This is a genomic window from Paenibacillus sp. GCM10027630, assembly GCF_042676305.1.
Classification (GTDB): Bacteria; Bacillota; Bacilli; order Paenibacillales; family NBRC-103111; genus Paenibacillus_S.
Map to the genome: position 1 here is coordinate 88523 of NZ_JBHTGY010000060.1, position 15004 is coordinate 103526.

Annotated in this window: 12 protein-coding genes; 11 read left to right on the top strand and 1 reads right to left on the bottom strand. The window is 45.7% G+C overall.

Annotated features, from left to right (window positions below; genetic code table 11):
• Window positions 1-28: 28 nt before the first annotated feature.
• From ACFQ0C_RS30515 to ACFQ0C_RS30525, 3 genes are all read left to right on the top strand, one after another.
• Window positions 29-994, top strand: a complete 966-nt coding sequence (locus ACFQ0C_RS30515; RefSeq protein ID WP_379372423.1) for a LysR family transcriptional regulator — start codon at window positions 29-31, stop codon at window positions 992-994.
• A 171-nt stretch (window positions 995-1165) separates the two neighbouring features.
• Window positions 1166-1708 carry an OsmC family protein gene (locus ACFQ0C_RS30520; RefSeq protein WP_379372425.1) on the top strand — a complete coding sequence of 181 codons (543 nt, stop codon included), beginning with the start codon at window positions 1166-1168 and terminating at the stop codon, window positions 1706-1708.
• A gap of 61 nt (window positions 1709-1769) precedes the next feature.
• Window positions 1770-2690, top strand: a complete 921-nt coding sequence (locus tag ACFQ0C_RS30525; protein ID WP_379372427.1) for an ABC transporter permease — start codon at window positions 1770-1772, stop codon at window positions 2688-2690.
• Between the two features lie 80 nt (window positions 2691-2770).
• Here ACFQ0C_RS30525 and ACFQ0C_RS30530 read toward each other — a convergent pair whose 3' ends face one another.
• Window positions 2771-4087 (bottom strand): LLM class flavin-dependent oxidoreductase, encoded by a 1317-nt coding sequence (locus ACFQ0C_RS30530; RefSeq protein WP_379372429.1) that lies wholly within the window; start codon window positions 4085-4087, stop codon window positions 2771-2773.
• 349 nt (window positions 4088-4436) lie between these two features.
• On the opposite strand from ACFQ0C_RS30530, the gene ACFQ0C_RS30535 reads away from it, so the two are divergent.
• The 8 genes from ACFQ0C_RS30535 to ACFQ0C_RS30570 all read left to right on the top strand — a co-directional run bounded on the left by ACFQ0C_RS30535 (window position 4437) and on the right by ACFQ0C_RS30570 (window position 14909).
• Window positions 4437-5354 carry an ABC transporter permease gene (locus ACFQ0C_RS30535; RefSeq protein ID WP_379372431.1) on the top strand — a complete coding sequence of 306 codons (918 nt, stop codon included), beginning with the start codon at window positions 4437-4439 and terminating at the stop codon, window positions 5352-5354.
• A gap of 36 nt (window positions 5355-5390) precedes the next feature.
• Entirely contained in the window at window positions 5391-6374 is a 984-nt protein-coding gene (locus ACFQ0C_RS30540; protein ID WP_258214367.1) for an ABC transporter ATP-binding protein, read from the top strand.
• Window positions 6371-7357, top strand: a complete 987-nt coding sequence (locus ACFQ0C_RS30545) for an ABC transporter ATP-binding protein (protein ID WP_379372434.1) — start codon at window positions 6371-6373, stop codon at window positions 7355-7357. Before ACFQ0C_RS30540 ends, ACFQ0C_RS30545 begins: the two co-directional genes overlap by 4 nt.
• A gap of 73 nt (window positions 7358-7430) precedes the next feature.
• Window positions 7431-8759, top strand: coding sequence for an LLM class flavin-dependent oxidoreductase (locus tag ACFQ0C_RS30550; RefSeq protein WP_379372436.1), 1329 nt, complete (start codon window positions 7431-7433; stop codon window positions 8757-8759).
• A 57-nt stretch (window positions 8760-8816) separates the two neighbouring features.
• Complete coding sequence (locus tag ACFQ0C_RS30555) at window positions 8817-10364, top strand: ABC transporter substrate-binding protein (protein ID WP_379372438.1); 1548 nt, start codon at window positions 8817-8819, stop codon at window positions 10362-10364.
• Between the two features lie 49 nt (window positions 10365-10413).
• Entirely contained in the window at window positions 10414-11739 is a 1326-nt protein-coding gene (locus tag ACFQ0C_RS30560) for an LLM class flavin-dependent oxidoreductase (RefSeq protein ID WP_379372440.1), read from the top strand.
• Between the two features lie 23 nt (window positions 11740-11762).
• A complete protein-coding gene (locus tag ACFQ0C_RS30565) occupies window positions 11763-12380 on the top strand; it encodes an RraA family protein (RefSeq protein WP_379372442.1) in 618 nt (205 codons plus the stop codon).
• A 258-nt stretch (window positions 12381-12638) separates the two neighbouring features.
• Window positions 12639-14909 (top strand): helix-turn-helix domain-containing protein, encoded by a 2271-nt coding sequence (locus tag ACFQ0C_RS30570; RefSeq protein ID WP_379372444.1) that lies wholly within the window; start codon window positions 12639-12641, stop codon window positions 14907-14909.
• Window positions 14910-15004 lie beyond the last annotated feature (95 nt).

The following is a 15004-nucleotide window of genomic DNA, read 5'->3' on the forward strand; positions in this document are numbered from 1 at the left end:
CTCGGAGACAAGGAAAAGGGTGGATCTTATGGACAGCAGAAAATTACATTATTTCGCAGAGGTTGCTTCAGCATCCAGCTTCACCAAGGCTTCAGAAAAATTATTGGTTGCTCAGCCTGCTATAAGCAAGACGATTCAAAAGCTGGAGGATGAGCTTCAATTGCTGCTCTTTGACAGATCAGAGAAATCCGCGATTCTGACTCAGGAAGGCAAAGTACTGTTCGATTATGCTAATGACATACTAGGTAAAATGGAGGATGCACGACGTGTGATGGAAGAAATGCGCGAGCTACAGAGGGGGGAAATTCGAATCGGATTGCCCTCCATGTTTGGCAGTGCCTATTTTCTACCGATCATCAAAGAGTTCAAGCGCAGCTATCCTTCGCTTAATATTAGTGTTGTGGAAGAAGGAACCAAACAAATTCGTACATGGATAGAACGCAAGGAGATTGATTTCGGCATCATTTCCGCCAATCCGATTGAGACAGAAGTTGAAGTGATACCTTTGCTTAACGATTATATGGTTGCATGTTTTTCGGCTGACCATCCTCTTGCGGATAAAGAAGTAGTGACTCTGCATGAGCTATTAAGCGAGCCGCTAATATTTTTTAAGAATGACTGCTTTCAGAAAAAGCTTCTTATTGAAGTCAGCAAGAAAGCGGAGCTTGAAATGAATGTAACCTTTACCACCAATCAACTGTCGATTATCAAATCCCTTGTTGCTGAAGGCGTAGGCGTTACTATGCTCCTGAGGATGGTTACTATCTCGAACAGCAAGATGAGCACTGTTCCGATCTATCCGCCGATTCCGGTCCAGTTGGTAGTGTGCAAAAAGCGCAACACCTATTTGTCCAAAGCCAGTCAAACGTTTCTTGATTTTTTAAAGCAAAAAGCAGCAGCGTCGAATACATGCACCATAATAGAATTAAATGATCCGGTCTTTCCTTTCGAGACAAAGGAGGTTCAAGATCCATCGCATCAGGATTCATTCTGAAAAGTTATAATATGATGAAATAACAATACTGTATCAGAAATAAGGATTATGCTATATTTAGAAACAATGAAGGGTATAGAACAGGGCGAATGCACAGATTAGAGCGTGTTCTTATACTTCAAAACCAATTAAATAGGTAGGTAAAATAAGAATTAAAGAGGAGAGTTAAACATGACTACATTGAACGAGTATTTAGCTCAAAAAAAAGCTGCGGCTATTGCGCTGCAAGAACAGGCGAAAGCAGATCCTAAGCCTAACCATTTTTCAGCGAAAGTCCGTGCTGCTGGAAGAAGCGGAGTTCGTGAAATTCGCATCCGCGACTACCAGATCATCAGCGACAGCCCGGAAAATTTTGCAGGCTACAGTCTTGGACCTACATCTCCGGAGCTTCAGCTTGGTGTATTGGGAAGCTGCTTAACCCACATTACATTGATTCAAGCCGCCAAGCGAGACGTATCATTGGAGTCACTTGAGGTTGAAGTATTCGGTCAGCAGCATCCGCTCGGCGGGCAAGAAGGCTTTGAGGAGATTCCATTCATTCCCTATAACATTCATTACAAGCTGCATATTGTTTCCAATGAATCTGCAGAGACTATCGCAGCGCTGCATGAAGCAGTTGAGCGAGTATGCCCGATTTACAATTTACTGCTTAATCCGCAGAATATAGCTGGAGAGGTTGTTCACACATCAAGCGCTGTCACCCAGGAAGCATAGCCGCAAAGATTCCTTAGCCGCTTATGGGTATGTGCGGTAACAGTTTAAAGGACGGAGATCAATGAGTAAGTATTTGTATAAATCGTTTTTGCAGATCATTCCGGTACTTTATATTATTTCTTTGATCGTATTTATTTTGGTTCATGTCACGGGAGATCCGGTTGCTTTAATGCTTTCGGATACGGCAAGTGAAGAGGACAGGCGGATTCTTTCGGCAGCCCTCGGATTGGATCAGCCGTTGTATGTTCAATATTATCGCTACATGTCACATTTGCTGCAGGGCGATTTCGGCACATCCTTCCGTTACAGAGAAGCAGCGCTCCCCATTGTGCTGGAACGACTGCCGGCAAGCTTTGAGCTGGCAGCTGCGTCTATGGTTGTTGCTTGCTGTATTGCGGTTCCTTTTGGCATTTGGTCTGCGGTTAAACGCAATACGGCAGGAGATATTTTAATATCCGGCATCTCGGTTTTGGGTAAGGCGATGCCCAATTTTTGGGTAGGCATTATGTTGATTTTGTTGGTTTCCGTTAACCTGGGTCTGGTTCCGGTTTCCGGTCGTGGTACTTTTGGGCACTTAGTGCTTCCGGCTCTTACTTTAGGAATGGGTGTAGCAGCTGAAATGACCCGATTGGTCCGATCCAGCATGCTGGAAATTCTCGGACAAGATTATATCCGGACGGCGAGAAGCAAAGGGCTATGGGAATCTGCCGTTATTAATAAGCATGCACTTCGCAATGCACTTATTCCGGTTGTTACAATTACTGCGCTTCAATTAACAAATCTGGTCGGTGGAGCTTTGGTAACAGAAACGGTCTTCTCCTGGCCCGGTATGGGGCAGCTCATTGTCCAGGCAATCAACTCCCATGATATGGCGATAGTACAGGCGGCTGTGTTTGTTATAGCCTTAATGGTTATTTTGATTAACCTTGCAACCGATATTGCGTATGGATTTCTTGATCCGCGCATTAAGTACAATCATTAAGTTGTTGTACATACAACACAAGATAAGCCCGGTGATACCAAGGCAGTTGACCTTGGTATCACCGGGCTATATGTTATTCGTTATACACGGGCATATCGGCTCTTCGGACGAGGTAACCCTAAGTTTTCGCGAAGCGTGCGACCCTCATATTCAGTTCGGAATAAACCTCTGCGCTGCAGCTCTGGAACTACAAGCTCAACAAAATCGTCGAGTCCGCAAGGGAAGTAGGGCGGCATGATATTAAAGCCATCGGCGGCTTTACCAGCAAACCATTCTTCCATATGGTCGGCTATTTGGGAGGGGGTGCCGAGAATAACGCCGTGTCCACGCGAGCCTGCGACCCGATAGGCCAACTGGCGAACCGTTAATTGCTCGCGTCTGGCTAATGCTGTGAGCAGATGTGATCGGCTTTTGGCGCCATCCGTTTCCGGCAGCTCTGGAAGAAGCTCATCTAGCGGGAATTTGGATACGTCTTGTCCGAGGCGAGCAGATAACGCATCCAGACCGACGGAAAGATCAACCCAACTCGATAATTGGTCAAACTTATCTCTTGCTTCCTGCTCTGTTTTTCCGATAATAGGCATCAGGCCAGGCATGATGAAGAAATGTTCCGGAGACTTTCCGTGCTGTGCTAATTTGCTTTTGATTCCGGCATAGAAGGATTGTGCATCCTCTAATGATTGTTGTGCAGTAAATATAATATCGGCAATTTCCGCTCCGACATCTTGACCCGTATTGGACGATCCGGCCTGAATAAGCACGGGATAGCCTTGAGGAGGTCTGGACACGTTCAACGGTCCTCTAATTGAGTAATTCGGTCCTTTATGATCCAAGTAGTGAAGCTTTGTTTTATCAAAAAATACCCCGGATTCCTTGTCGTGGATGAAAGCCCCGTCTTCCCAGCTATCCCACAGTCCCTTAACAACTTCCACAAATTCCTTAGCCTTCTCGTAGCGGGATGAATGATCTGGATGGCTGTCTTTGCTGAAATTCAGTGCAGTTTCCGCAGACGAAGTTGTCACGACATTCCAGGCGGCCCTTCCTCCGCTCAAATGGTCCAGCGAGGCAAAGGCACGAGCCATATGAAACGGTTCGCCGTAAGTCGTTGAGGAGGTTGCGGCAAGCCCGATATGCTTGGTGACCGCTGACAAAAAGCCCAGTAAGGTGAAGGGCTCAAACCGCGCGACAACGGATGGAGCAGCGTTAGGCGATGTGCCCAATCCGTCTCCAAGGAACAGCAGGTCGAATTTTCCACGCTCCGCAGTTTGCGCAATATGCTGCAGCAGAGGTAAATTCTCGCCCCCGGCTTGTGCATCAGGATGACGCCATCCGCCTACATGATGCCCTGCAGCTTGGATGAAAAGTCCGAGCTTGATTTTCCTGATTGAATTGCTCATTGTTTAGATTCTCCTTTGATTGATACTTTTTTGAGGTTTGAGTTGAAGCTGGTGCAATTCAATTCACACTATTCCTATGTGTATTAATTAGAAACTATAATTGGTTAAAATCCTACTTGTCAACTAAAAAAAGCCGTAACTTTCCTCATTCCCGCAAGTTATAGCACGATAACAATTAAGTATTATATTGTTTGAATAAGCCTGTGTTATGCTGTATTTATGAATGGTTCTGTGTCGATCAGTCGGCTGAAGACCTCTTTTAAAGATTTTGAGGAACTATTTTTTTTGAGTTTAAAACCCATTAATCTTCTAGGATATGTATGTTATTGAGAGTGTAGGAGGTGAGGAGTTGTCTGTAACTATCGAAACTAAGACCGCTCCTTCGTCCTTGCCGGTGCAGTCTGTTGACAGAAAAGGATGGCTGAAGAGCGCCTTTAAAAGGCTGGTTCAAAGTAAAACAGGAGCTGTGGGCATGGTTGTCCTCTTTGTTATTGCGATTATTGCTGTCGCTGCTCCTGTTCTGGCATTGCATGACCCTGCTCAAACTAATGTGGCTCGCAAGCTGCTTCCACCAGCATGGGCGGCTAGAGGTTTGGCGGAATATCCTTTTGGAACAGATAATTTAGGCAGGGATATATGGAGCCGATTAATTTATGGCTCACGTGTCTCACTTATCGTCGGATTTTGTTCTGTCGTAGTTTCAGGCATCATCGGGATTGTTTTGGGGCTGATTTCCGGTTACTACGGTCGTTGGGTTGATAGTTTGATTATGCGAATTGTCGATGCACTTTTGGCTATACCGACTATTTTGTTCATGATGCTCTTTATGTTCGTGCTCGGACCCGGAATTGGAACGCTTATCTTCGTTATTGGCGTAACCAGTTGGGTGAGCTACGCAAGGATGGTCCGAAGCGAGGTCTTAGCTGTCCGCGAGCGTGATTTTGTCCGTTCTGCAAGAGCAGTTGGTGCAGGTGACTTCCGAATTATTTTTGTCCATGTGCTCCCGAACGTTATTTCTTCATTTATCGTCATCTCTACGTTGAGTGTAGGCCGTGTCATCATTGCGGAAGCTTCCCTAAGCTTTCTCGGGCTTGGAATCCAATCCCCGGATGTTTCATGGGGCGGGATGCTGAGCGATGGGCGGCAATATTTGGCCACTAGCTGGTGGGTTGCCACCTTCCCGGGAGTGGTAATTACAATTACAGTTTTAGCAGTTATTTTTGTCGGGGATTGGCTGCGTGATTGGCTGGACCCGAAATTAAATTGATGCCCATTTATTGAGTGCGAGAAGGGAGGGCATGGAATGCCGGAAACATTGCTGGAGGTTCGGGAACTGCAAACTTCGTTTGTAACGAATGAAGGAATAGTCCCTGCCGTCAATAAAGTTTCGTTCAGCGTTGCCAAAGGAGAAACCTTATGTATTGTGGGGGAATCGGGCTGCGGCAAAAGCGTCACCTCGCTGTCTATCATTGGTCTTGTGGCTCGCCCGGGTGAGATTGTTGGGGGGAAGATCCTGCTGGAAGGCAGAAATCTGCTGGAAATGGACAAAAAGGAAATGCGCAAAATTCGTGGCAATGAGGTGTCCATGATTTTTCAGGAGCCGATGACCTCGCTTAATCCGGTATTTACGATCGGCTATCAAATCTCCGAATCCGTCCTTGTTCATACAGGGCTAAGTAAGAAGGAGGCACGCAGAAGGAGTATCGAAATGCTGGAGTTGGTCGGGATTCCGCGACCTGACAAGATAGTCGACTCCTTTCCGCACCAGCTATCGGGTGGCATGAGACAAAGAGTGATGATAGCGATGGCCCTCTCCTGCAGTCCCAAGCTGTTGATTGCTGATGAGCCTACGACAGCGCTCGATGTAACTATTCAGGCGCAAATTTTGGAGCTGATCGGGAAGCTTAAAGCAACGCTGGAGATGGGGGTTATATTGATTACCCATGATTTGGGAGTTGTAGCCGAAATGGCCGATCGTGTCGTGGTTATGTACGCCGGTGAGGTGGTTGAGGAAGCTGCTGCTGTCGAATTGTTTGATCATCCGCTTCATCCTTACACCATTGGTTTATTAAGCTCATTGCCGCAAATTAATGAGCAGCAGGAGGAGTTGTACTCCATTCCAGGAACGATTCCTAATTTACGGCATCTTCCGTCCGGGTGTGCGTTTCAAGCCCGATGCTCTGCCGCAACCGAAATATGCAGCTTGCAGAAGCCGGTTCTGGAAGAAAAGGCTATGGGGCATCAGGTCCGCTGCTTTCATGCAGAAGGTAAAGGTGACGTAGTATGAGTTCAATAATTATAGACGAGCACCCGTTATTGGAAGTAAAAGACTTGAAAAAATATTATCCGTTCAAGCAGGGTATATTCTCCAAGGAAACTGGATATGTCAGAGCTGTAGACGGTCTTAGCTTCTCGGTAAAGAGGGGCGAAACACTTGGCATTGTCGGTGAATCAGGCTGTGGCAAATCAACCGCAGGACAAATGATCCTGCAGCTGCTGGAACCGACTGATGGAGAGGTATGGTTTGAACAACGAAAATTGACGGGACTAGGCAGCAATGAGATCCGTAAGGTTCGTCGTGATTTACAGGTTATTTTCCAGGATCCGTATGCTTCATTGAATCCAAGAATGAAAATTGAGGACATAATTGCGGAACCGTTGCGAATTCACGGTGTATCCAGTAAAGACCAGCTGAGGAATACAGTCATCGAGCTGATGGAAGTTGTAGGCTTAAGCGAGCATCAGATGAACAGGTATCCTCATGAGTTCAGCGGAGGCCAACGGCAGCGTGTAGGTATCGCCAGGGCATTGGCATTAAAGCCGAAGCTGATCGTATGTGACGAGGCTGTCTCGGCTCTCGATGTTTCGATACAGGCGCAGATTTTAAACTTATTAAAAAAGCTGCAAAAGGAATACCAGCTGACCTATATATTTATCGCGCACGGCTTAGCTACTGTGAAATTCATCAGCGAGAGGATCGCTGTTATGTATCTTGGTAAAATTGTTGAGCTGGCGCACAGGGATGAATTGTTTTCCAATCCAAAGCACCCCTATACACAATCTTTATTATCCGCTATTCCGGTTTCTCATCCGAAGGAGAAGAAGGAACGTATCATCCTGCAGGGAGATCTTCCGAATCCTGCCAATCCTCCTGGCGGCTGCAGCTTTCATACACGCTGCCCTATTGCGAAGTATATTTGCCGCAGCCAGACTCCACAATTTGAAATAAATGTTAGCGGGCATGGAGTGGCCTGCCACTTTGCGATATAAAAAGAAACATCGGCTTTATTTTCAGATATTTTACATAGCCACACTATTCATAATTAACATGAGGTGAACCAGAATGAGCAGCAAACGTCAAATGACATTACACTTTTTTATGAACAGCACCGGGTTTCATGAAACCGCATGGAGACTCTCCAAAGCAGAACCCGAGCGCGTGACCGACCTAGCCTTCTATAAGAAGATGGCTCAACGTGCAGAGCAAGCCAAGTTCCACAGCGTATTTTTGGCAGATGGCTATGATCTTGGCGGCAGTGTGAAGCATCAAGCGCTTGGACGGCTGGAACCTTATACGTTGTTGTCGGCTTTGGCTGCAGTAACGGAGCAAATCGGATTGATAGCTACCGTATCCACTTCGTATAACGAACCTTATCATACGGCACGTTATTTTGCCTCCCTGGATCATTTAAGCGGCGGGCGGGCAGGATGGAATATCGTTACGACGGGAATCGGCAAAACCCATTTGAATTTCAGCAGAGAGGAGCATTTTGAACATGCGGAACGTTATAACCGGGCGTTGGAATTTGTTCAATTAACAACCAAGCTGTGGGATAGCTGGGAGGATGATGCTCTGGTTGCTGACAAAGGTACGGGAGTCTACACCGATACAGAGAAGATCCATGCAATCAATCACAAAGGCGATTCATTTTCAGTTAAAGGTCCGTTAAATATCCCGCGTCCTCCTCAAGGTTATCCAGTACTTGCTCAGGCAGGATCATCAGAAGAAGGCAAAGAACTTGCTGCCCGAACGGGAGAAATCGTATACACGGCACAACAAACTTTGAAAGAGGCTCAAGCCTTTTATGCAGATGTAAAATCCAGATTATCTCGATATGGTCGTAGTCCGGATGAAGTACAAATTGTGCCTGGATTCAGCTCGATCGTAGGAGAAACGGAATCAGAAGCCAAGGAGAAAGAGGCTGAGCTCCATGAATCCATTATACCCGAACTGGGGTTGAAGCGGCTTTCAGACCGATTAAAGGTAGATTTGTTCTCCTATCCGTTGGATGGTCCTGTTCCACAGCTGCCTGATCCTGAAACAATTAATGAAACCAGAAGCCGTTTTGAGCTTATGAAAAATATGATTGAAACGGAAAAGCTCACCATACGCCAATTAATTCAAAGAGCTTCCGGAGGTAATGGACACCGGACCTTTGCGGGTACAACCGTTCAGGTGGCTGATCAATTGGAGGAGTGGTTCTTGAATGGAGCCTGCGATGGTTTTGTTATCAGACCCCAACAGCTGCCGACAGGTCTCGATGATTTTGCCCGTCTAGTTATCCCAGAGCTGCAGCGCAGGGGGCTGTTCCATACCGAATACAAGGGAAGAACACTTCGGGAGAATTTGGGGTTAACCCGCCCGAGCAATCAGTTTGCGGGACAGCGATAATAAAATAGAGGTTAGCATTTGCATTAGATATGCATATATTCGGAGGGGACAGAAAAGATGAATTGGATTCGTAAATTTCCGGTCATAACACTATTGATCCTATTGGCGATTACAGGCTGCAGCAGCACTAAAGGTGCGGGAACAGGAGCAGCAGAGACGGGTAAAGAGAAGGTGTTGACGATTGCACAAACAACCGACAATGTAACCTTTGATATCCATAACCACGGCAATACGCAAACGGAAGCCATTCAAGTCAATCTATTTGATTATTTGGTTAAGAAAGACGGATCGGACCCCCAGAAGAAAATACCTAGTCTAGCTACTTCATGGGAACGTACGAATGATACGACTTGGCGATTCAAGCTGAAGCAGGGAGTGAAGTTTCATAATGGTGATCCGTTCACCGCAGCTGATGTGAAGTTTACATTAGAGAGAGCCGCTAACGATAAGAAGCTTATTGATTATTCCTCTTATTCCGTTATTAAAGAAGTTAAGATTGTAGATGATTTTACGGTCGATATTATTACGAAGGAGCCCGATCCAATTTTATTGGCGCGTTTGAGCAGGATCAGTTCAGGTATTTTACCGTCGAAATATTTTCAAGAGCAAGGGCTGGACAATTTTATGAAAAATCCGGTCGGAACAGGTCCTTACAAATATGTCAAATGGATTAAGGATGACCGGGTGGAGCTGGTAAAAAATACAGATTATTATGGCGGAGCTCCGAAATGGGACAGACTCGTATTCCGTACTATTCCTGAATCAACGACGCGTATTTCCGAGCTGTTAACAGGCGCGGTAGACATTGCCATCACCATACCCCCAGAGGACATCAAGCGTGTAAAAGATAGCGGTACCACTTACTTTACACAGCAAGATAGCGCACGGGTGCAAAGCTTGCTGGTTCGTCAAACTCCTCGGACTCTAACAGAAAATCCAAAGGTTCGCGAAGCAATTGAACTGGCTATCGACAAGAAAACACTGGTAGATAATGTACTGGGAGGTGCAGGAGTGCCAACCCAAGAAGGCATAGGTCCCGGGATCTTAGGCAACAATCCGAAATTGTTTAACACAAATATTTACAATAAAGAACGCTCCAAACAATTGCTTGCGGAAGCCGGCTACCCGAATGGTGCAGAATTGACATTAAGCTCACCGGTTTCGTTTAAAGAGATCGCGGAAACAATTGCTGCTAATTTGAAGGATGTCGGTTTCAAAGTAAAGCTTGAAATATTGGAACAAACTCAGTATAAGCAGCGTGATAATTCCAACACGTTCAAAGAGCTTGCTTTGCAGGGTAAAGGAAATTCGATGTTTGAATCGCCACTGCCGCTGGAGCCGTTCATTACAGAAAGAGCAAAGCAGCAAACGGATTACAGCAATCCGGAAGTGGACAGACTTCTGAAAGCTGCTTCGAGCAATCTTAATGATAAGGAAAGAGAAGAACAGTATAAGAAGGTACAAGAGATTCTTGCGGACGGCCGTCCGAGAATTTATCTTTATCAAAACAAATTTACGTATGGAGTCAATAATAGAATCGAATTCAATCCGAGAATGGACGAAATGTTCTATGCAGAAGATATTAAGCTGAAGCCAGCCAAATAAAGCCATGAATGCAATCATACATTTCAAGGAATGAAGGTGCTTGTCGAATATGAGTCAAACGGTTAGACAACTAAAATTCGGTTTATTTTTACAAGCTGCTGGACATCATGTTGCCGGTTGGAGACATCATGAAGCTCAAGCAGGCAGTGAAAACTTCGAATTAATTCAGCAATTGGCCCAGACGGCGGAGCGGGCGAAGTTTGATATGGTTTTTTTGGCAGACGGATTAACGACTTCGCCTGATTCTCCTGCATCGGTTGTTGCAAGGTTTGAACCTATTACGCTTCTTGCGGCTCTATCCAAGGTTACGGAGCGTATTGGCTTAGCTGTCACAGCTTCCACTACTTACTATGAACCGTTTAATCTGGCTCGCTTGCTCGCTTCAGTGGATCAATTAAGCCGGGGCCGGGCGGCCTGGAATGTAGTAACGACTTCGACCTTGTCAGCAGCGCAAAACTTCAATAGAGATCAGCATGAAGAGCATGGGGTCCGGTATGAGCGTGCAGAGGAATTTGTTGAGGTTGTCAAAGGTTTGTGGGACAGCTGGGAGGAAGATCCTTATATTGTCAATAAGACTACCGGTGATTACATAGATAGGAATAAGCTGCACACATTGAACCATGCAGGCAAATATTACTCCGTGAAGGGGCCACTGAATGTGACACGAAGTCCTCAGGGACATCCGGTCGTTATTCAAGCCGGCTCTTCCGATACCGGGCAAGATCTTGCCGCTCGAATTGGAGAGGTTGTGTTCACAGCTCAACAGACGTTAGAGGAAGCGCAGCTTTTTTATTCCAGTTTAAAGGGCCGCTTACAGCAGTATGGCCGTTCTCCCGAGCATCTGCTCATCTTGCCCGGACTCCTTCCGGTTATTGGTAAGACTGAGCGGGAAGCGAGGGAAAAATATGAATATTTGCAAAGCTTTGTCGATGATTCCAGAGCGATTGCTTCCCTTTCTGAAAGATTCCAATTTGATCTAAGCGGGTATTCGTTAGATGATCAGCTTCCTGACATTCCGGAATCGAACGGACGGAAAAGCCGCCCGCAACTGCTGCTTAATCTCGCGCGCAGGGAAGGGCTCACTCTTCGCCAGCTGTATAAGGAAGTGGCCGGAGCGCGCGGGCATCGAATCGTGGTTGGTACACCGGTGCAAATAGCGGATCATATTGAGAAATGGTTTGCTGGAAACGGAGCTGACGGGTTCAATATCATGCCCCCCTACGTTCCGGGTGGATTAGAGGATTTCGTTGACGGAGTCATCCCGGAGCTGCAGAACAGAGGGTTGTTCCGTACCGAATATGAAGGCCGCACACTTCGTGAAAATCTGGGGCTGCCGATTCCCGTTAACCGGTATACGCGTGTGGAAACAAAATAACGAAGTGGAAAGGGGAAACTCAAATGTCTGCAATTGAAAACCAATTTCTTGAACTTCCAACAACAAGTATTTCGGATGCTTTGAACGGCCTTACCAATCTGGATCCTGCCATCAAGCCGTTAAAGGAAGAATACAAAATTGCAGGGAGAGCCTTCACAGTTAAAATACCTGCCGGCGATAATTTGGCGGTGCTTAGGGCGATTCGGGAAGCGAGTCCCGGAGATGTTTTGGTCATTGACGCCAAGGGAGACACTTACCGCGCGGTGGCCGGTGATTTTGTTGTCGGACTGGCTCAAACCTTGGGTCTGCAGGGGATCGTAGTAGATGGCGTGATCCGTGATATTAAGGGAATACGCGACCTTGGTTTTCCTGTTTTCTCCAGAGGGACTACGGTAGCAGCCGGCAGTAAGTTTGGCGGGGGAGAAACGAAAGTGGCTGTTTCCGTCGGAGGAGTAAGCATTAATTCAGGTGATATTATTGTTGGAGATGTCGACGGAGTCGTTGTCGTACCGCAGGATAAAGAGCAGCAGGTTGTTCGTGCAGCTCAAGACCGGGTTGTCATGGACCAAAAACGTGAGCAAGAGGTGTCAGGGAATAAGGAGGCCGTTCTCCGTTATCTTGATAAAGTTTTGGCTAATTAGGCGACGGAAGGCTGAGTATTATTGACTGTCTGCTAGTCTTTATATTTACTTGGGGTTATCTCGCAAGCAGTAGGAAAACTGCTTGTGAGGTAACCCTTTTTAATTAAATCACAGTTCCTGAAAAGTTCAAAACTTCTTTAGATTTCATGCTAGAATAGGATAAGAACTAATCAAACGCTGACCACGAGAAAGGACCTGTCCGGCATGAAGTCGTTAGGAATCACGCGCACCTCCCTTTCCATAAGAAAAAATACATTCATGAAGCTACTCGTGTCTTTCATTATCCTGAACATCCTGAATATTTATCTAGTATTCGGACTGTTTTATTATAAATCTCAAAATATTTTGGAACGAGAAATTAAAGACTTATCCCACAACATGCTTTTTCAGACGCAGAATATCTCCAACTACTTATACACCTCTACGGTCAAAATAGGCTACGATCTTTACTATAACGATATTATATTTTCAGCAATGTTCTCACATGACGAGATGGATACGTTCATGCAGAGCAACATTGGCACCCGATTGAACATGACGCTGCAGCTCAATCCAATCGTTCAATCGATTTATTTGTACAACATACAGCAAAATGTCGTTATTTCGACCAAGTATGCGAATATGCGAGTCAGAGATTTTGCGGACACCGAAATGACGGCAATTTTAAGCGGATACCGGTATACCTCTCCGAAAATTCAATATATTTTGCGCAAAGGTCCGCCCGGGAACGATTCAGATGGACCACTTCTGTCGCTTATTATAACCGAACCTTCACCTAGCTCAAGGGAGATTCAAGGGGCGATGGTTATTAATATTAACAGCCACAAATTTCAGGCTCTTATCGATCAGATGGTGAATGATCCGCTGAATCAAATGTTCATCGTTCAGAACGATGGGGAATTTGTAACGAAGCCTTCCACTAGCCTGTTTACCGGGGGGGATGGGAAGTTTGCCTTCTTTGAGCGGATTCAGCAAAGTGCAGAATCCAACGGCTCATTTATCGAGAATGTAAATGGCAATAAGTACGTCGTGTCTTTTCAGAAAACAACTATGGAAAGCACCGGCTTTCATTATGTGAGCATTTATCCGTACACCGAGATGTTCAAAAGCCTCATCAATATTAAAAATATCACATTAATTAGTACTTCGGTGCTGCTTGTGGCCAGCTTGATCATCTCTGTCATTCTATCGCGGGTTATTTATTCACCAATCAGGTCGCTCATTCAGCTGGTCAAGCGGCAGACGAATGGACTAGCGGGTATCGAGATGGAAGGGGACATCGAAATCGTTAAAAGAGCCTTCTCCAAGGTGGTTGTAGAAAACGAATCGCTGGAAAATTTCTCGCATCGCACGCAGGTGCTGCTAAGAGAGCAGTTTTTGAAGAGCCTATTATTGGGTCATCACGATAGCCGAGGTCGGTTTGACGAGCAGATCAAGGAACATCACATTCAGCTGGAAACCGACAACCAAGCTGCTGTCATCGTCTTCCGCATCGATCATTACAACCGGTTCGAGGAGCTTTTTGACAGTAAGAGCAGATATTTAGTACGGTTTGCCATGTGCAATATTGCAGAAGAAACGATGGAACGGAGCTATCGCAGTCTGCCTGTCAATATAGCGGCGGATCATGTGGCGGTTATTATCAATAACTGGGAGGATGATCTTCAGAACCTGAGCGAGGTATTATCCGAGGTACAGTCCAATATTAAGCACTATTTGAATATAAGCGTAACGATTGGCATTGGGGAATCGGTCGAAACTTTGTACGAAGCCGAATACTCCTACGAGGGGGCTTTGGCAGCAACGCATCATCGCATATTTAGAGGAGCCGGTTCCATCTTGGACTACGTAAGTTTGCGGCATTTGGAGAAATCGGGGTATCCGCATGATAAAGAAAAAGCCATCATCAACGAGATAAATTTGGGAAAACTGGATAAGGTAAAGCCTGCTATAGAAAATTTGCTCCAAGGGCTGGAAAGCTATCCTTATCGGGATATGCTTGCAATTACAAGCGAAGTTACGATCAGTGTGCTTAAAAGTCTGCCGCCTGCGTCCAAAGGTAACCCGCTGCCGACTCTGTCCTATCAGGAGATGTATGATCAGCTTATGAAGCTCGAGTCCGTGGAGGAAATCACGTCTTGGATCAATGAATTCATTCTGGATGCGATAAACGTACAGGAAAACGGCAAAAAGACAAAATCCAATGAGATGGTAGTCAGCGCACTCACATTTATCGACGAGAATTATACACGGGTAGAGTTTTCGGCCGCCGACGTAGCGGAATACTTAAAGTATTCGGTAAGCTACATGAATGTCCTGTTTAAAGAGCAGACGACAGTATCTGTTCATGACTATATCAACCGTAAACGGCTGCAGAAAGCCAAGGAGCTGATCGAGCAGTCGGATATGCTTATTAATGCAATCGCGCATGCTGCTGGATTTAACTCAAGCAACTATTTTTATTATGTATTTAAGAAAGAATACGGATTAACGCCCAACGCTTACCGAAGACTGAATAACACCAAATGAACCAGGCCGCGATGCTTGGTTCTTTTTTTCAACAATTCGCTCTATCAGTTGCTGCAAAAACATCAGATTTAAGGATTTCTGAGTAATAATCATAT